The organism is Streptococcus acidominimus (assembly GCF_001921825.1).
GTDB classification, from domain to species: Bacteria; Bacillota; Bacilli; order Lactobacillales; family Streptococcaceae; genus Streptococcus; species Streptococcus acidominimus.
The window spans coordinates 1-17,740 of sequence record NZ_MSJL01000048.1; the positions used below are offsets into that span (position 1 = coordinate 1).

At 39.2% G+C, this 17,740-nt stretch carries 15 protein-coding genes and 1 pseudogene; 8 read left to right on the forward strand and 8 right to left on the reverse strand.

Features of this window, described 5'->3' with window-relative positions; translation table 11 throughout:
- From BU200_RS11000 to BU200_RS10705, 4 genes and pseudogenes are all read left to right on the forward strand, one after another.
- Window positions 1-111 (forward strand): annotated as a pseudogene (locus BU200_RS11000) (IS5/IS1182 family transposase); the annotation flags it as partial.
- A 264-nt stretch (window positions 112-375) separates the two neighbouring features.
- Window positions 376-2,529, forward strand: coding sequence for a peptide cleavage/export ABC transporter (locus tag BU200_RS08795; RefSeq protein ID WP_075099795.1), 2,154 nt, complete (start codon window positions 376-378; stop codon window positions 2,527-2,529).
- 11 nt (window positions 2,530-2,540) lie between these two features.
- Window positions 2,541-3,902 (forward strand): bacteriocin secretion accessory protein, encoded by a 1,362-nt coding sequence (locus BU200_RS08800; RefSeq protein WP_075099796.1) that lies wholly within the window; start codon window positions 2,541-2,543, stop codon window positions 3,900-3,902.
- A gap of 102 nt (window positions 3,903-4,004) precedes the next feature.
- Window positions 4,005-4,160: a ComC/BlpC family leader-containing pheromone/bacteriocin gene (locus tag BU200_RS10705; RefSeq protein ID WP_083609393.1), complete on the forward strand. Its 156-nt coding sequence runs from the start codon at window positions 4,005-4,007 to the stop codon at window positions 4,158-4,160.
- Window positions 4,161-4,340: 180 nt separating this feature from the next.
- Here the strand turns inward: BU200_RS10705 and BU200_RS08810 are convergent, their stop codons facing one another.
- The 3 genes from BU200_RS08810 to BU200_RS08820 are packed head-to-tail and all read right to left on the reverse strand — an operon-like array spanning window position 4,341 to window position 6,767.
- Window positions 4,341-5,672 (reverse strand): sensor histidine kinase, encoded by a 1,332-nt coding sequence (locus BU200_RS08810; RefSeq protein ID WP_075099797.1) that lies wholly within the window; start codon window positions 5,670-5,672, stop codon window positions 4,341-4,343.
- An 8-nt stretch (window positions 5,673-5,680) separates the two neighbouring features.
- Complete coding sequence (locus BU200_RS08815; RefSeq protein WP_075099798.1) at window positions 5,681-6,424, reverse strand: response regulator transcription factor; 744 nt, start codon at window positions 6,422-6,424, stop codon at window positions 5,681-5,683.
- Complete coding sequence (locus BU200_RS08820) at window positions 6,399-6,767, reverse strand: LytR/AlgR family response regulator transcription factor (protein WP_075099799.1); 369 nt, start codon at window positions 6,765-6,767, stop codon at window positions 6,399-6,401. The genes BU200_RS08815 and BU200_RS08820 overlap by 26 nt, the downstream gene beginning before the upstream one ends.
- Before the next feature lie 194 nt (window positions 6,768-6,961).
- Here BU200_RS08820 and BU200_RS11520 point away from each other — a divergent pair, with 194 nt between their 5' ends.
- Window positions 6,962-7,336, forward strand: a complete 375-nt coding sequence (locus BU200_RS11520) for a hypothetical protein (RefSeq protein WP_075099800.1) — start codon at window positions 6,962-6,964, stop codon at window positions 7,334-7,336.
- Window positions 7,337-7,941: 605 nt separating this feature from the next.
- On the opposite strand, the gene BU200_RS08830 is transcribed toward BU200_RS11520, so the two are convergent.
- From BU200_RS08830 to BU200_RS08850, 5 genes are all read right to left on the reverse strand, one after another.
- Window positions 7,942-8,610, reverse strand: a complete 669-nt coding sequence (locus BU200_RS08830) for a CPBP family intramembrane glutamic endopeptidase (protein WP_083609394.1) — start codon at window positions 8,608-8,610, stop codon at window positions 7,942-7,944.
- 640 nt (window positions 8,611-9,250) lie between these two features.
- On the reverse strand, window positions 9,251-11,869 hold the full coding sequence (gene alaS, locus BU200_RS08835) for an alanine--tRNA ligase (RefSeq protein ID WP_075099801.1): 2,619 nt from the start codon (window positions 11,867-11,869) through the stop codon (window positions 9,251-9,253).
- 21 nt (window positions 11,870-11,890) lie between these two features.
- A complete protein-coding gene (locus BU200_RS08840; protein WP_265588257.1) occupies window positions 11,891-12,385 on the reverse strand; it encodes an LURP-one-related/scramblase family protein in 495 nt (164 codons plus the stop codon).
- A 192-nt stretch (window positions 12,386-12,577) separates the two neighbouring features.
- Window positions 12,578-13,561 carry a peptidylprolyl isomerase gene (locus tag BU200_RS08845; protein WP_483409483.1) on the reverse strand — a complete coding sequence of 328 codons (984 nt, stop codon included), beginning with the start codon at window positions 13,559-13,561 and terminating at the stop codon, window positions 12,578-12,580.
- A 61-nt stretch (window positions 13,562-13,622) separates the two neighbouring features.
- Window positions 13,623-14,342, reverse strand: coding sequence for an O-methyltransferase (locus BU200_RS08850; protein ID WP_075099803.1), 720 nt, complete (start codon window positions 14,340-14,342; stop codon window positions 13,623-13,625).
- Between the two features lie 287 nt (window positions 14,343-14,629).
- Here BU200_RS08850 and BU200_RS08855 point away from each other — a divergent pair, with 287 nt between their 5' ends.
- From BU200_RS08855 to BU200_RS08865, 3 genes are all read left to right on the forward strand, one after another.
- Window positions 14,630-14,932 (forward strand): hypothetical protein, encoded by a 303-nt coding sequence (locus tag BU200_RS08855; protein ID WP_089503571.1) that lies wholly within the window; start codon window positions 14,630-14,632, stop codon window positions 14,930-14,932.
- Window positions 14,933-14,999: 67 nt separating this feature from the next.
- Window positions 15,000-16,982, forward strand: a complete 1,983-nt coding sequence (locus tag BU200_RS08860) for an ABC transporter permease (RefSeq protein ID WP_075099805.1) — start codon at window positions 15,000-15,002, stop codon at window positions 16,980-16,982.
- Window positions 16,979-17,602 carry an ATP-binding cassette domain-containing protein gene (locus BU200_RS08865; RefSeq protein WP_075099806.1) on the forward strand — a complete coding sequence of 208 codons (624 nt, stop codon included), beginning with the start codon at window positions 16,979-16,981 and terminating at the stop codon, window positions 17,600-17,602. Before BU200_RS08860 ends, BU200_RS08865 begins: the two co-directional genes overlap by 4 nt.
- Window positions 17,603-17,740 lie beyond the last annotated feature (138 nt).

The window sequence follows — 17,740 nt, forward strand, 5'->3', positions numbered from 1 at the left end:
GCGAAGTTTAAGACTTTTCAAATCATGAAACAAGACTATCGTGGTCGGAGAAAACGTTTTGAAATACGTGCTGAGTTAATTTGTGGGATTATTAATTTTGAAACCAAGTAGTTACCGAACAAGTCTAATAGAGTATACCACTTATGCACAAATCTATTTTCCCATTTCCTGAACAGTTATTGAATTTTCCTAAATGGGTATATTTTCCCGTTTAAGAGTGGTACGCAACCATTCAGGAATACCTTTCACCATATCTCGTGGCATCCACCTTTACCGTTCAGGACGTTTTAAGTCCCATTTGAGATTTGAGGCTTCTTGGCTTTATTATCCGTGTCATAATAGACGTATACACTAGCAAGAAAAGGAGCAAGCAACATGGCATCTTATAAACGAACATTTGTTCCTCAAATAGACGCCAGAGATTGTGGTGTGGCAGCTTTAGCCTCTATCGCAAAATTCTACGGTTCTGACTACTCACTGGCACACTTGAGGGAACTAGCCAAAACGAATAAGGAAGGGACGACGGCACTCGGTATCATCAAAGCCACAAAAGAAATGGGCTTTGAAACGAGGGCGATTCAGGCAGATATGACGCTATTTGATATGGATGATGTGCCCTATCCTTTTATTGTTCATGTAAATAAAGAAGGTCGGTTACAACATTACTATGTCGTCTATCAAGCAAAGAAAGGGCATCTCATCATCGGCGATCCTGACCCGAGGGTAAGGGTTACGAAGATGACCAAGGAACATTTTGCCTCGGAGTGGACAGGAGTAACACTCTTTCTTGCGCCAGAACCAAGCTACAAACCGCATAAGGACAAAAAGAATGGTCTGTTGAGTTTTTTACCTCTTATTTTCAATCAAGGTTCCCTGATTCTCTACATCGTCCTAGCCAGCCTCTTGATCACACTCATTAATATTGGCGTTTCTTATTACCTACAGGGAATCCTAGATGAGTACATCCCCAATCAAATGAGGTCAACTTTAGGAATAATCTCTATCGGTCTTATCATCACATACATTCTCCAACAGATGATGAGCTTCTCACGAGACTACCTACTAATCGTACTAAGCCAACGACTCAGTATTGATGTCATTCTGTCCTATATCCGACATATCTTTGAACTACCTATGTCCTTCTTTGCAACACGGCGGACAGGGGAAGTTATCTCACGTTTTACAGATGCCAACTCTATCATTGACGCCTTAGCGTCTACCATTCTATCCCTCTTTCTCGATGTTTCAATTATCATCATTGTCGGGGGTGTACTGCTGGTACAAAATACCTCCCTTTTCTTACTATCACTGATTTCAATTCCTATCTACATGCTCATCATTTTTCTATTTATGAACCCCTTTGAAAAGATGAACAATGAGGTTATGCAGAGTAATTCCATGGTCAGTTCAGCTATCATTGAAGATATTAATGGTATCGAAACGATTAAGTCCTTGACCAGCGAGGAAAGACGCTACCAGAAAATTGACAGTGAATTTGTTGATTATTTGGATAAATCTTTTAGGCTCAGCAAATACTCTATCTTACAAGGAGTTCTAAAACAAGGTGCTCAGTTAATTCTCCATACTGGTATTCTCTGGTTGGGAGCTAGACTAGTAATGGATAATACTATTTCCATCGGGCAACTGATTACCTTCAATACACTACTTGGCTATTTTACACATCCTTTAGAAAATATTATCAATCTCCAAACCAAACTCCAGTCTGCCAAAGTTGCCAATAACCGCCTCAATGAAGTATATCTCGTTGAGTCAGAGTTCGATCATCATCAATCCCTAACAGATAATTCATTTCTTTATGGTGATATTCAATTTGAAGATCTGTCCTATAAGTATGGCTTTGGTCGTGATACCTTGTCAGACATTAATCTAACTATTCAGAAAGGGGACAAGGTTAGCCTAGTAGGTATTAGTGGTTCAGGAAAGACTACCTTAGCCAAAATGATCGTTCACTTCTTTGAACCCTATAAAGGGCGCATTACAATCAACAATAATGACCTCAAACTAATAGATAAAAAACTCTTGCGCCAACACATCAACTATCTCCCTCAACAAGCCTATATTTTTAGTGGTTCTGTCTTAGAGAACTTGACTTTAGGAGTCAATCACATGATTCGTCAAGAAGATATTGTAAAAGCCTGTGAGATGGCAGAAATTCGTCATGACATCGAACAAATGCCTATGGGCTACCAAACAGAACTCTCTGACGGAGCGGGGTTGTCAGGGGGGCAAAAACAACGAATCGCTCTAGCTCGAGCGCTACTAACCCAAGCCTCTATCCTCATTCTTGATGAGGCAACCAGTGGGCTTGATGTTCTAACAGAAAAAAAGGTGATTGATAACCTTATGACGATGACGGATAAAACCATTATTTTTGTCGCTCATCGGCTTAGTATTTCTGAGCGAACCAATCAAGTGATTGTTCTTGACCAAGGAAAAATCATCGAAACTGGCTCTCATCAAGAACTAATGGATAAACAAGGGTTCTACCACCACCTATTTAGTAAATAAGGAGATGTTCCATGAATCCAAAACTGTTTAAAAGTGCTGAATTTTATCAACGGCGTTACCATAACTTTGCGACACTCTTGATTATCCCTCTAATCTTATTCGTTAGCTTTCTGGTGATTTTTTCGCTCGTTGCCAAGAAAGAGGTCACCGTCACCTCACAAGGTGAGATTGCTCCAACAAATATTATCGCTTCCATTCAATCGACTAGTAATAATACTATTATTACCAATAACCTAACAAATAATCAACTGGTCGAGAAAGATGAGGTCATCATCCAATACTCTGAAACCATGGAAGACTCTCAAAAGCAGGCGATAGAAAGTCAGCTAGCACTTTTGAAGCGGCAAAAAACTGGCCTTGAAACGCTCAAATCCAGCCTAGAACAAGGTACAAATCTCTTTTCAGATGAGGATGAATTTGGCTATGTTCATACTTTTCATCATTTTATCCAACAATCCCAAGACATCGAACTCAGTATCTCAAAAACCAATACTGAGATTGAACATCAAACAACGATTGCTAGCAATACCCTAGCAACAATTGACACTCAAATCAATGCTATGTATCAGCAAATCGCAGAGTATGGAGAACTCCGGCAGGCAATTATGACTCAAGCTACTAGCTTATCATCCGATAATCCACATCAGGCAACCTTACATCATTACCTAGCTCAATCTCAGGAACAGCAGCCATCTGCCACGGCAGAGCAGTATATTTCCCAAATCAATCAAAGTATCTCTGGTCTTGAAAATTCTATTGCTAGTTTGAAGATTCAACGTGCAGGTATAGGAACTGTCTCTACTTATGACAACAGCTTGGGAACAAAAATTGAAGTGCTGCGAACCCAATTCTTACAAACAGCCTCGCAACAACTTACAACGGTCGAAAACCAACTCACTGATCTTACTGCCCAACTAAATCAGGCTACTATCCGACTAGACAGTAACACGATTACAGCTCCAGAAACTGGCATAGTTCATCTCAATAGTGAATTTGAAGGAAAAACGCTCATCCCTAGTGGTAGTGAGATTGCTCAACTCTATCCCGACATCCGTAAAAGTAAAGAGATCTTTATCACCTACTATGTCACTTCTGAATATGTCTCCTTACTCAAAGAGGATCAGGTAGTGCGTCTTAGTCTTGAAAAAATCGGAAACAAGTCCTTGATGATTAGAGGAAACATCCAATCCATTGATAAAGCGGCTACTAAAACAGAACAAGGGAACCTCTTTAAAATTACAGCAATAGCAACGCTATCTGATGAGGATAGCTCCCTTATTCAATATGGACTACAAGGACGTGTCACAAGTGTCATTGCGACAAAGACCTACTTTGATTACTATAAAGATAAGCTCTTATACAACTCCCAATGAATCACCATTTAGGATATTTCAGTGACTGTTCAGGAATTAGGCTATCCAATTGGTTCAAGATGATGTATCATAAAAGAAACATGATACAAAGGAGATCCTAAAATGGACAACCGACAAACAATAACTAGCTTCTCTGAATTGACTTCTTCAGAACTCAAACATATCTCCGGTGGAGATTGGTGGACTGATTTTCTCAGGGAAATAAGAATTCGGGGAATTGGTAGAGCAGATAGTGACAACAAACATAAGATAAGTTGATTAAAAAGAGGCTGGGACAAAAAGATTTTGACTTTTGAAATTCTTTATCATCAAATCTTCAAATTGATAAATTAGATGCAAAAAGCGACCAAAATAGAATTCTGAGTGTTAGAAAAACTAGTTTTGTTCGCTTTTTATATTAAGGCTTGGGACTTTTGTCCCAGCCTCTTTTGATTAGTGTTATCCAATTTCTAAAATTTGAGAAAACGTATATTCTGAACTCCTAGTCCTAAGCCATACATTAGGATACTGCTCAAGAATTTTCGTCACATTGTATAAGCCAACTCCCCTGTCACTCCCTTTTGAACTCGTTCCAAAAGAATAGATTTCTGAAATATCAACTGCTTCCTCTTTCGTTGAATTTTCAATAATAAACATCTGTTTCTCATGAACCGTGAGAAAAGCAATATTTATCCTGGAATCGACAGTTCCTATTGCAGCCTCGGTAGCATTGTCACATAAAATTGAAATAATCGTGAGAAAATCGACCAACTCCATCCCCTGTGGCTCAATCACTTCAGGTACTTCTAGAGAAACGATGAGGTTCTGTTCCGTAGCCTGCATAAACTTTGCAGCCAGCAGGCTTTTCAAAGCTGAATTATCAATATTGAGCAATCGACCAACATCATATTTATTGTGCTGTAATCTCTTAGGCGAATCTTTTAAGACAGATTCATAAATCTCCTTGATTTGAGACATATTATTATCCTCAATACTTAAACGCAAGGTAGTTAATAGGTTTGTATAATCATGTCGAAACCCTCTAACTTCCCGATAAAGCTCTTCTATATGTTTACTATACTTCTCTAGATCGCTAAGCTGTAGAGTTTGTTGAAAGATTAATTTTTCTTTCATCTTTTCTTTCAAGTACGTATCAACTTGTTTCAGCATTCCCATAAATAAAATGAGGTAAAGGACTAAAATAAGCTTCCGGTAACTATGACTAACCAATTCATACTCGTATTCAAAATAAGTAAGTGCTTGCATCAATAAAAAATAAGTAGCCATTGTCCAATTGGCAATTAACAATCCTCGCTTTTCCCTAAAATCAATCAGGTCAAAACGGTATCTAACAAAATCATATCCAAGCCACTGAAGAAAACCTAATGTTGATAGAATACTAAAAAAAACATAAAGAAAATAAAGCATGCCATCTTCCAATAAAACATCAGTTTGACCAAAAATAGGGACAATGAAATAAGCAATTAATCTGGAAAAAATGTTCCACAAAGTAGATGTAAAAAGCCCGTAGAAAATTAATAATGTTTTAGATTTTGGTTTCAGAAAAATCAAAGTAAAAAGAAAACCATACAAAGGTTGAGTAAAATAGCCAAACAAACTATCTCCCACTAAACGATTCAAGGTAGCTGTTATAGCTGCAACTAGTATCCTAATGAGCACAGCTATTACAAGAGATTTCCTTGTGAATTTTATATGATTAATTTTAAAAAATAAACCTATCACTAACCCATTAGATACTATGGCTTCCATTACATACTGAATAACATTCATACTCTCTCCTACGATTCGTGCAACTTATCTATAGCTGCTAAAGTCGCACCCAGTTTGGTCCTAGAAATAAAACAACTTGCTCCATTCGGAAAATACAGAACCTTTTCCTGCCTATCTACTTTGATAACATTGGCGGGATTAACGATAAACGAACGATGACACTGCACCAAGCGTTTCTCCTGCTTCAAAATATCTCCTAAATTAGCTGTAAATTCCATTCGCTCCGTCCTTGTATAAAGAATAACCCTATGAGGACATGGCGAGGTTTCAATATAATAAAGTTCTTCAAAGGGATATTGAACCTGAGCATATTTTGATTTAAAATAGAAAGAATCTTCCGCAATTGTTTTACTATCTTTGCTCCTCGCATACAATAACGCCGCCTCTATCCGTGCTTTAAATTCCTCCTCAGCCAATTCCTTATCAATATAATCGAGTGCCGATACTTGATAGCGAAAAGAGAGAGGCATGAACTCTGAGTGAGTTGTCACAAATACAATAGTCGCATAGGGATTTATCGTCCGAATTTGCTGAGCAACTTGAAGTCCTTTCAGTTCTTCCGAGCGTATCTCAATATCCAAAAAGAATAGTTGGTGTGCTCCCCTATTATACACTGATCCTAGCAACTGATTCGGCTTCCCAAAAATTTCAAAGGATTTGGGTTCTATCTGATGTTTTTCTAGCAACTGTTTGATCACTTTCTCAAGCCGGGTTTGCTGTAAAAAATCATCTTCCAATACAAATAGTTCCATCTTCAATCTCCCCCTTATTGAGCCAGTGAGCTACTAAATCCTGATAGCGACGCCTTGCAAAATGAACGTGATGCTCTCCCTTATCTCCAAGAATAATCTTTCTGTCCTGAACATGGATTTCTGTAATATTAGAAGGATTCACCAAGCAGTTTCGATGACATCGCATAAAACAATCAGGATACTTCCTCTCTATATTCTGCAGTTTTTCTAAAACATCATAGGTCTTTTTTTCCGTGACAACTTCAACATAGTGCGGTTTCGTTGGATGGGATTTGACATAATAAATATCACACAATTGAATCTTACTCGTATGTTGTTTCGTTCTAATAATCATGAATTTCATCGGTTGCCTCCTTTATCAAAGAATAGCACACAACCAATGATTCACTTTCTTGAACTCTTAAATGGTCGCTCAAATATCCTGAACGGCAAACGTTTATCCCATTAGGAATATTCAATGACCATTTAGGAAACAAACGCACACATTCGCTAATCTATGCTAAACTCTTATAAAAACATTACATAAAGGGGGCTACTATGATTGAAATTTTTCCAAAATCACTGATGAGTATGTTTATTGCTATCGTCATCAAAATCCACCTATTTCACAAGAAAAAAGATAGCAAAATCACCTTATATTATCATCCTTACAAAACCCATACTCCTACCAGTTATTTTATCATAAAATCTCCTCTTTTGACATCAGATCAACTGCACCTTTACCTACAAGATATTCGAAGGCACTCAGAACGAGCAAATATTATCATCATTGGGCATCCTATTGATTATGAGGCTCTCTTTAAACACCACTATAGGGTATTTGGAATCATTGACACCACCAAAAACAAATCTCTACGTTTTATAAAAAGCCAAATTCATTTCTATTTAGACGGTCTGTATGGTACCTTGTAGAAGCTTTTCTACACTCAAAAAGAGCCTATCATCTCCAGAGTGAAGTGAACCACTACAAAGATGATAGGCTCTTTTTATTGCCCTTTCTATTAAATAACTGGAAAACTACCTGTAACAAAACAGACTCCAAATCCTAGCAATAAAACAGCAAAGACGATGCTACTCCACATGCCATAACCGACAAAATAAGAGGTTTCCGTCGTCCATTTTTGTTGAACACTCCTAAACATTTGATAGGTTGCATAAAACTGATAGAAAGATAATAAAATAAAAATGATGACTAAAATTTCATGGCATTTCCTCTTTTCTAATATGATGAATCATGAATAATATGTGAAAAGGTCAAGGACTCACTCTATTACAAACATCAGTATACCGTACAAATTCAAAAAACATTTTCCATTTCCTAAACAGTCATCTAACGTTTCTAAATAGGACTATGGGGAATGGTATGAGGCGGAAGAAAGCTCGATACAGAATCAAGCACGAACTCCTCCACTATCAACTTTTTATAAACTGATATACAAGCGTCCCTTTTTTAAACATCAATTAAGTAGACCTTCCTAAAAACAAGTGCGACAAAATGAATTGCTCGCACTTATTTCTTACAAAAATATCATAAGAAAAGATAAGAGATTGTTGGCAGCATGCAGTCCCATTGAATACCGCAAATCGCGTTTGGCAAGGTAGAGCCAAGCCAAGGCTGCTCCCATTGTAAAGTAAATCAGAAAGTGGGGTATCGTGCGCGGTCCATGTGCCAAGCAAAAGAGGCTACTCGTTAGAATAAAATAGAGGATAAGGTTCGTCTTCTGCGTCAAATTGGGGAAGAAATAGCCTGCAAATAAGCCTCTAAAGATCAATTCTTCCATGATCGGTGCAAAAATCACCACTGCAAAGAAAGCAAAGAAGGGCTGCGCTAAAACTCCCTTTATCACCGCCTGCTGATTATCGCTCGGAGGAATTGGTAAGAGTAGCTCTGCAATAATCAAGAGCGCAAAGAGCCCTAATGGAAAAAGGATATTACTCATCCAAGGCTGGGGCAAATCAATCTTTATCTCCATCTTGGCATAGACCCGATTCCAGTGAAGATACGATAGAGCAGTCAGATAGATGAGACCAAAGATCCCCAAAGCCAACATCACCGTCTGGATATATCCTACTGGTATATCTGGAATGTCCGACGAGGAACTACCTGCCATCAAAAAACTGATTCCCATCAAATAGCCGAATACCCCTGCTAACCACAAGCCAATAGTTGCAACTAATTTTTTCATCTGTTTTCTCCTTTATCGCTTTCTTTAGAAAAGTAAACGAAACAGCTATCTACACACCATTCTAGCATAATGTCACTCTTAGTAGCAAGGATTTCTGCGTCGAATATCTATTTTAATTGTTTTTCTAGTGGCTTCACACCTTACAATTGAACATGAGCTTCTGCATCAGATTTCCTAGTTTGCCGTAGCCATTGTGGACCATATCCGCTCACGGATAAGGTATTGACCGTCAGGGGAGTGACTGTTATAGCCATTTAGTTTATTTTTAGTACTAGGCAACGAGTCTCAGGTAGTACTGGGGTACAGCAAGACGAGTTAACGAAGTAATAAAAATATAAACTAAGTGACTATAATACATAAAGGAGGGCGCTTTGAGTTTTTTACGGACTTTGTATCTTGAAATTGAACTCGGACTAAAAACTCGAAAAAAAAGCCATAACTGTTTCAGCTGAAGCTGATTACAGGTATGGCTCGCAACTGTTGCAACTTTAGTTGCTTCAACAGTCTATTCTAGACTGTTGAAGATTGGAAATAGAACGAGTGAAACTCGTATCAAGTGTGACTACCTTTAGGTATAGACTTCCTTGGGTTCATCGAACACAAGGAAGTCTCCTATTTTTCAGTCGCTTTTTTAGCGTCCTCACATCTTATTGCCAACTGCGGCTAAGAGTTTTCCAATTGCTGAGGCATCGCTTCCTCCTGCCATTGCCATGTCTGGTTTACCACCACCACGACCTGCGACGATTGGGGCTAATTCCTTAATCAGATTTCCAGCATGCACCTCTTTGGTCTTGCTTGCGACAAGGACATTCACTTTTTCTCCAATCGCGGCAACCAAGACTAGGACATCTGAATAGTCCTTTTGTTTCCAATTGTCCGCAAAGGTACGCAAGGCTCCTGCGTCTGATACCTCAACTTGACTTGCAATATAGCGTACACCATTTGCTTCTTTGACATCCTTAAAAATATCACCAGCCGCTGCCGCTGCTGCTTTTTCTTTCAAGGCAGCATTTTCCTTTTGCAATTCACGCAACTGTTCTTGGAGGCTTGCCACCTTATTTGCGACTTCTTTGATTTGTGGTGCTTTGATGGTTGAAGCAACTGCTTTGAGCAGTTCTTCTTCTTCACGATAGGCAAGGAAGGCTTCACGGCTGGTTACAGCTACGATACGGCGTGTTCCAGACCCGATTCCCTCTTCTTTCAAAATCTTGAAGAGACCGATTTCAGCCGTATTCCCCACATGCGTACCACCACATAGCTCAATTGAATAGTCCCCAATGCTGACAACGCGCACTTCTTTCCCATATTTTTCACCAAAGAGAGCCATTGCGCCCATTTCTTTAGCAGTCTCAATATCTGTTTCAACCGTCACGACGGGGAGGGCTGCCCAGATTTGTGCATTCACTTCTTCCTCAATACGGCGCAGTTCCTCTGCTGTTACCGCCTCAAAGTGGGTAAAGTCAAAGCGCAAAAATTCCTGCTCATTGAGAGAGCCTGCCTGTGTCGCATGCTCACCAATGACATGGTGAAGGGCTGCATGAAGCAAGTGGGTCGCGGTATGGTTTTTCATCACACGATGGCGACGCAGGGTATCAATCGCAAGGGTATAGGTCATACCTGTACGCAATTCTCCAAGTACTTCAGCAGTATGAAGCGCTTGACCATTCGGTGCTTTTTGCACATCAGTGATACGGGCAACAAGCTGACCAGCCTCATCCATGATATTCCCGTGGTCTGCAACCTGCCCACCCATTTCCGCATAGAAAGGGGTCTGGTCAAAGACCAGCAAGGCTTGTCCGCTGGATAGACCATCGACACGCTCATTATCTGCAATCATAACAGACAAGCTCGCTGTTAATTCATCTGCACCATAGACAAAGGTTGAGGTCTCTGTAATCCCAGCAAGGGTCTCATTCTGCATGCCCATTGAGCCTCCTTTGACAACGGAAGCACGCGCCCGTTCCTGCTGCTCTTTCATAGCTGTCTTAAAGCCCTCATGGTCAATAGCAAAGCCCTGATCCTCTGCCAATTCTTCGGTCAATTCAACAGGGAAACCATAGGTATCATACAATTTAAAAATGTCTTTACCTTCAAGGGTTGACTTTCCATCTTCTTTTAATTGAGCCAGCAATTCATCCAAGTGGATAGAGCCTGCGTCAATCGTCCGCGCAAAGGTCTCTTCCTCACGTTTGACAATCTTTTCGATAAATGCACACTTTTCAAGCACTTCTGGATAGTAGCTTTCCATAATGTGTCCAACTGGCACGACCAATTTGTACAAGAACGACTCCTTGATCCCCAAACGACGACCATGCATGACCGCCCGGCGGAGCAAGCGACGAAGGACATAGCCTCGCCCTTCATTTCCAGGCAGAGCCCCATCACCAATAGCGAAAGAAAGAGCACGAATGTGGTCTGCAATCACCTTGAAGCTCATATTATCTCCATCTGGATCATAGCTTTTACCAGACAGTTTTTCTACTTCACGGATAATCGGCATGAAGAGGTCTGTTTCAAAGTTGGTCTTAGCCTCTTGGAAAATCGCTGCCAAGCGCTCTAAACCTGCCCCCGTATCAATATTCTTGTTTGGTAATTCCTTGTACTGCGAACGTGGCACTTCTGGATCAGCATTGAATTGAGACAAGACGATATTCCAGATCTCAATGTAGCGGTCATTTTCAATGTCTTCTTCCAGCAGACGGATACCAATCTTTTCTGGATCAAATGCCTCTCCGCGATCAAAGAAAATCTCTGTATCTGGCCCAGAGGGTCCTGCGCCGATTTCCCAGAAGTTGTCCTCAAGCGGAATCAAGTGACTTGGATCTACCCCAAGGGTAAGCCAGCGATTATAGGACGCCGTGTCATCTGGATAGTAGGTCATGTAGAGTTTTTCTTTTGGAAAACCGAACCACTCTGGACTGGTCAAAAGCTCAAATGCCCACTCGATTGCCTCATCACGGAAATAATCACCAATGGAGAAGTTCCCAAGCATCTCAAACATGGTGTGGTGACGGGCTGTTTTTCCGACATTTTCAATATCATTAGTTCGGATGGATTTTTGGGCATTGGTAATCCGTGGATTTTCAGGGATAACAGAACCGTCAAAATATTTTTTCAAGGTTGCCACCCCAGAATTGATCCACAGAAGTGTCGGATCATTGACAGGGACGAGATTAGCAGATGGCTCCACTGAATGGCCTTTTGACTTCCAAAAGTCCAACCACATTTGACGAATTTGTGCACTAGATAATTGTTTCATTTTTTCCTATTTCCTTTCCAGCTAGCTTGCAGCTATTGCTGCAAGCCGCATCTCCTTTACATAATCAATTGCAATCACAAGAGCAATCGTGCTATCTGCGTAAGCCTCTTCATAAACTGTTACTTGATAAGTCGAAGGCATCCGAAACCATTCCTGACGAATGTCGGCTACTACCATACCGTTGTGAAGCAGTTCAAACTTCATCTCCCAGAAATCCCCAACCACTTCGAAACCTAGGTTCTCAATTTCGTAGCGAGGTTTCAACCAGGAAAACTTCTGCTGAATGATAAAGGAGGCTTGTCCTACAACATTTACTTCAAAACGAGAAAAAAACCAAGAAAATTTTTGCTGAATGGTGCTAACAACTTGACCCTCAGCATTACGGATTTCAAAGTTCTTGAACCACTTCCAAAGACTCCCCTCTACCTGATAAGAAAGCTGGTCACGCTCATCTTTGATATCAAATTTTCCACCCCAGGACCAAAAACGTTGTTGAATCTGAAATTGTTTCATCATAGACCTCCAAAAAGAAAAGACAAGAACACTAACGAAGGGCGAAAAACCGCGGTACCACCTTCATTCAATGAACTTGTCATTCTCATTTTTTATGCAATTGTCGCTGATTAAGTAGCAAGATATTCTCCCTTATATGGCTCGCACCGACCGCCACTTCTCTGATATAAGGAAACTGAATATCCATTCCTAATCTTATTTGTCTGAACTTGATTCTTTCGTTTCAGAACTGCTTGAACCTTCTGTTGTAGAAGACGAACTTGAAGTATCTCCCGTTGTGATGTACTGTGACAAGATGGTTTGGAAGGCTTCATCTTTCACCTTGACATTGGCCTTTTTAAAGACTTCTGAAATAACATTTCTCACAAAGGCTGTATCACTTTGTTTGGATTTAATAAAGCCATCTTTCAAGGTATCCTTGTACTCTTTCCAATCCGCAGCTTTTTCTGACTTGGTATTCAACTTCACTACATAGTAGCTCACTTGATAATTGGAAAGGTTGATACTTTTCACAACAGAAGCCCCTACCTGATCATTATTCAAGGCAAAGATGGCTGTCTTGACTTCAGCAGGTACAGTCGTCGAAGTAGAGTCAAACTTAACAGTACCCCCGTTTTCTTTGGTTTCGGTATCTGTTGAGTTGTCTTTTGCCAATTGAGCAAAATCTGCACCTTCAGCTTGGGCTTGCGCCAAGATTTCATTGGCTTTTGCTTCGTCCGTCAACTTGATAATCTGAGCGGTCACTTCTGGCGTGTAAGCCTCATAGAGTTCCTTGTATTTTTCATCCGTCAATTCTTTTTCAGCTGCTTCTTTTACCGCAAATTCGACCAACTTGTTGGCACGGATTTGTTGTTTATAGGTCTCTTGTGTCAATCCTGCCGAAGCCAAAGCTGATGTAAAGGACTCACCATATTGTTTTGCCATCTTGTCATAGGCTTCGTCTACATCTTTTGATGAAACTTCTTTCCCATACTGTGCTTCAAAAACATCTTCAATCACCATGGATAGGAGCACTTGCTGGGCTTGTTGGTTGGTCTTTACACGCTCATAAAATTCTGATACGTTGATGGTATTGCCTTTCATGGTGACAATATCTTTCGTAGAGCCATTAGCACAAGCTGCTAGCGTTACGGCTGCAAACAGGGTTACAGCTCCTGCAAGAATTTTTTTAGTCTTCATTATGAATTGTCTCTCTTTCTTTATTGACCATATCATTATATCATAAATGCTTAAATTTTTCTTAATTTTCTTCTATATCCAAGCAGACTGTTTCTACATTTTTTCTAAGCATCAGCAAGCCGTCGCTCATAGGCACCAAGCTCGCCGTTACATCAGGATGATCCAAGGTCGCGTCAAACAGGCGTTGCAGACCTCGATAAATGGTTCGCTGACCACGACGGACATCCATTATGTCGCGCGCAACATCTCCGCCTTGGAAAACATCATCTAGGACGACTACTCCCCCGACCTTAACCTTCTTTAAGACCTCTGGTAAGAAAACGATATACTTGGACTTAGCAGAATCCATGAACACAAAGTCGTAGCTGTCATCTTCCAGATTAGGCAAAATATCCATGGCTTCACCCTCAAGCAATTCAATCTGGTGACGTCTGTCATACTTGGCAAAATTCTCCTTGGCAAGACCGATCATCTCTTCATTGCGGTCAATGGTTGTAATTTTGGAAGTTGGACTGTGTTCTGCCATTAACAGAGCCGAGTAGCCAATCGCTGTCCCGATTTCTAAGATAGCAGCTGGCTGTAACACCTGCATCAAGAGGCGGAAATAGGCGGTTGTTTCATGGGGAATAATAGGAATGTTTTCCTTGCGGGCAAAGTCTTCTAATTCTTTTAAAAAGCCTGTGTTTTGCGCCTGACGTGTACGCATCAACTCCACAATCTCTTCCTTGACGACTGGTCGACGCATATTGTGGTTTGCGTTTTTACTATATGATTCTACCATTTTTTCAGTATATCACAAGGCTCTTGGTCGGTCAACTAATCCTTTTAAAAAATCATTACAAAGGCATGAAACGGCAATTTCTGAATTTATAGAAGAGATTCAAACAGACATTTTCAGCGTTTTTTTATGATAAAATTTACAAAAATAATACATATTACAACTAAAATATTTTAACAATCCATTGAAATTATAATAATAATATGTTATTATACCATTGAAGAATGATAAATTCTTTAAATAATTTATTAAAGTAGAAGTACTATGAAAAAAGAATTAGTACTAAAACATTGGCTTTACTCGCTGTAAGCGCCTTCAGTATTGGCTTTGCCACTACAGTTAGTGCAGCAGTGGCACATCCAGCCCCAGATCCAATTATTGATGAATGGCATTATGAGGTAGATGGTAACTATGGTTACTCTAATTACTATGTCAAGTCTCCCAATGATATTGGTTCAAAGTCTTCAGTGACTAATTATTGGGGCTCAATTAAGGCAACCGATTCTAAAAGATATGGCTGGGCACTATCAAGTGCAACAAAAGATTGGAACGATATCCGATTAAATGCATATTGGGATTACTTTAGATTTTAAAAATAGTGTGAAAGCTAAAATACCCTATACTATTATAGGGTATTTTATACTAAAAATAGGAGGACTTATGAAATTAAAATTAGGTGTCATTGGCTTCTTCTTTTGTTTAATAACTGCAATTGGTCTTATCAGTATTAGCGATACCCATAACCCAGTGCCCTTACCAATTGATGGTGCCTTTTCCATTCAAGGGAAGAGTAACCTTCCTAGTAACGAAATATACAAAATGATTCGTGACCTAGCAAAAAGGAAAAACGTTACTATCTATAAGCCAATCGTTCAGAGTTCGGGGCAGGTGACCTATATCAATTTTGATGATACAGACGATGAACAATTAAAGTCTGCACCAATCACAGGGATGTATTATACTCTGGGGAAAATGGATTCTGATAGTGTCCAAGCACTTACGGCTACTGGTCTGCAAACGATATATATGGCATACCCCTGGCATATAGGGGGAATGTTACAATTCTCTGGAGATTTAAGGTTCTTGCTAATGGTATCCATCTACTTAACCTTATTAGTTGTTCTATTCGTTGTAAGAACGAGGCAGATTAAAGAAGGTGTCATCAGGCGGTCTTTAGGACTACCTGTATACAACCTCAAAAGGGACTATCTCATTTCTTTGACGTTTGAACTGGGCTTGATGGCCTTATTGATGATTATTTACAGTTCTTTTTGGGGTAGCGGATTCTTCACTTACAGTTCCAAGTTATTTTTCGCCATGCTGTTAACGAATTTTGTCCTCTTTCAAATCATTGATATCCTCACCTTCGTCCTCTTTTGGTTGACCATTAGAATTGAAAAACCGATTGAAATTATCAAAAATAAGGCAAAAAATAAACTCATTTTTACCATATGGCTGGTCATTATTTCTGGTATCATCATTGTCTCAGGAATTTTTTTACAAGAAACCAAGATTAGTCAAGCCAGAATAAGCATCCAAATAGAGAATTTAGAACCATGGAACTACGTGAAAAAATGGCAAAGGCTAGAGTTGTTAGGAATTGAAAATCAATCTGTGAACAATGGAGAAACAAATGATCTAGACGCTCAATATCTCCAGATAGCTTCCACCTTGAAAACCTTGGATTTTTTATATATCCAACCGTCTTCAGCATATATTCCAGATCTTATGAAAGATTCTGAGTTTACAGAAGATTTTTCTAAACAATTGAACAGTGATGGTATAACGAGTCCAGAGGTCAATAAAGAGATGCTCTATCTCAACCAAACAGGTGCTAGTGTACAAAATAAGGTGAATGGAACCAACTATCAAATTTTAGATCACAAGATAGCAACCATCTATATTCCTGACAAATTTAAAGAGAAGAGAGAATCAATTGAAAATACCGTTGTAGCAGAACAATTTACTGGAACAGACTATACAAAAGGAGATCTTGCCGTACAAATCATTCCTAATGGGAAAAGAATTTTTTATTTCAATGAGCACGGGGACAATTATTATGAAAATAAAGATAATTTCTCTTTGACAAGGGTAGCAGATAGCAAAGATAATATCGTGGTTGTGTTAGACACTGATAAAATGATCGAAAACAAGGATTTTACTTTGGCTAGCAACATCGTAAACAACTCCCTTTTTAGCCCTGAAGCGATAGAAAAAATGAATGATATGAGTGTTTCTTTGAACTTTTCAATGGATCCAGTAGACGTTTACCAAATTGTGCAACTGAATCTCCAATCTTTAGAGCACCAAGTCCTCCTTTCAAAGATATTACAGAAGATTATTTACTGCATTGTCTTTCTACTCATTTATCAATATGCTCAACTATTTATCGCTTTAAAACAGAATGACTTCGTAAAAAAAATAATCTTAGGGCTATCAAAGACAGGTATGGCAATCTCGAGCCTTAAATATTTTATCCTGACAATTACAACAGTCATCCTATTTACATTTATGATGACGAGGCAAATAGAGTTATTAACTATTGGAGCTACTTCTTTAATGGTCTTGATTGTTTCAACCATCATAAGTTTTAGAAAATTATCTGACAAATACACTCAAATTTTAAAAGGAGATGAACAATGACAATTGACCTTTTGAATGTTACAAAAACATTCGGCTCAAAAACGATCTTTACCGATTTAAATTTAAAGTTTGAAGCTGGGAAAAGTTACGCCTTGATTGGAGGTTCTGGTTCAGGTAAAAGTACACTGCTGAATATCATCGGAAGACTCGAAAAAATTGACAGTGGGAAGGTTTTAGTGGATGAGCAAGATATTTGGAAAACCAAAGAACGAACCTTCTTTAAAAATACGATTGGCTATGTATTCCAAAATTATTCTTTAATCGAAAACAAAACAGTATATGATAATTTGAAACTCATCACTAAAGACAAAAAAACAATCGTTGAGGTACTTGAAAAAGTAGGGCTTTCTAGTGACTATTTACATCAAAAAATCTATGAATTATCTGGAGGTCAGGCCCAGCGTGTCGCCATTGCTAGAATGTTATTGAAACCGCGTAAAATTATTTTAGCCGATGAACCTACCGGAGCTTTGGATGGGGAAATCGGACAAGAAATCATTCATTTATTATTGAATGAAACAGCAGAAGATAAATATGTGATTATCGCAACCCATGATCCAGCTGTCTATAATCAGGTCGATTGTATCATTAATATGAAAGATATAGGGAGTAAGATATGAAAAAGAAAATATCTGGGCACCTCTAAAAACTTCAAGTAGTTGTTAAGTAAGCCCTATTTGTAAGCATTAATTCCAGTAAGCTTCGCTTTCGAAGCTTACTTTTTGCTTATTTTCCTATTTTTGGGCGCACTAAGCCCA

Coding starts and splice junctions, on each gene's coding strand:
- BU200_RS08795 (WP_075099795.1), top strand. CDS start 376: ATGGCATCTTATAAACGAACATTTGTTCCTCAAATAGACGCCAGAGAT.
- BU200_RS08800 (WP_075099796.1), top strand. CDS start 2,541: ATGAATCCAAAACTGTTTAAAAGTGCTGAATTTTATCAACGGCGTTAC.
- BU200_RS10705 (WP_083609393.1), top strand. CDS start 4,005: ATGGACAACCGACAAACAATAACTAGCTTCTCTGAATTGACTTCTTCA.
- BU200_RS08810 (WP_075099797.1), bottom strand. CDS start 5,672: ATGAATGTTATTCAGTATGTAATGGAAGCCATAGTATCTAATGGGTTA.
- BU200_RS08815 (WP_075099798.1), bottom strand. CDS start 6,424: ATGGAACTATTTGTATTGGAAGATGATTTTTTACAGCAAACCCGGCTT.
- BU200_RS08820 (WP_075099799.1), bottom strand. CDS start 6,767: ATGAAATTCATGATTATTAGAACGAAACAACATACGAGTAAGATTCAA.
- BU200_RS11520 (WP_075099800.1), top strand. CDS start 6,962: ATGATTGAAATTTTTCCAAAATCACTGATGAGTATGTTTATTGCTATC.
- BU200_RS08830 (WP_083609394.1), bottom strand. CDS start 8,610: ATGAAAAAATTAGTTGCAACTATTGGCTTGTGGTTAGCAGGGGTATTC.
- alaS (WP_075099801.1), bottom strand. CDS start 11,869: ATGAAACAATTATCTAGTGCACAAATTCGTCAAATGTGGTTGGACTTT.
- BU200_RS08840 (WP_265588257.1), bottom strand. CDS start 12,385: ATGATGAAACAATTTCAGATTCAACAACGTTTTTGGTCCTGGGGTGGA.
- BU200_RS08845 (WP_483409483.1), bottom strand. CDS start 13,561: ATGAAGACTAAAAAAATTCTTGCAGGAGCTGTAACCCTGTTTGCAGCC.
- BU200_RS08850 (WP_075099803.1), bottom strand. CDS start 14,342: ATGGTAGAATCATATAGTAAAAACGCAAACCACAATATGCGTCGACCA.
- BU200_RS08860 (WP_075099805.1), top strand. CDS start 15,000: ATGAAATTAAAATTAGGTGTCATTGGCTTCTTCTTTTGTTTAATAACT.
- BU200_RS08865 (WP_075099806.1), top strand. CDS start 16,979: ATGACAATTGACCTTTTGAATGTTACAAAAACATTCGGCTCAAAAACG.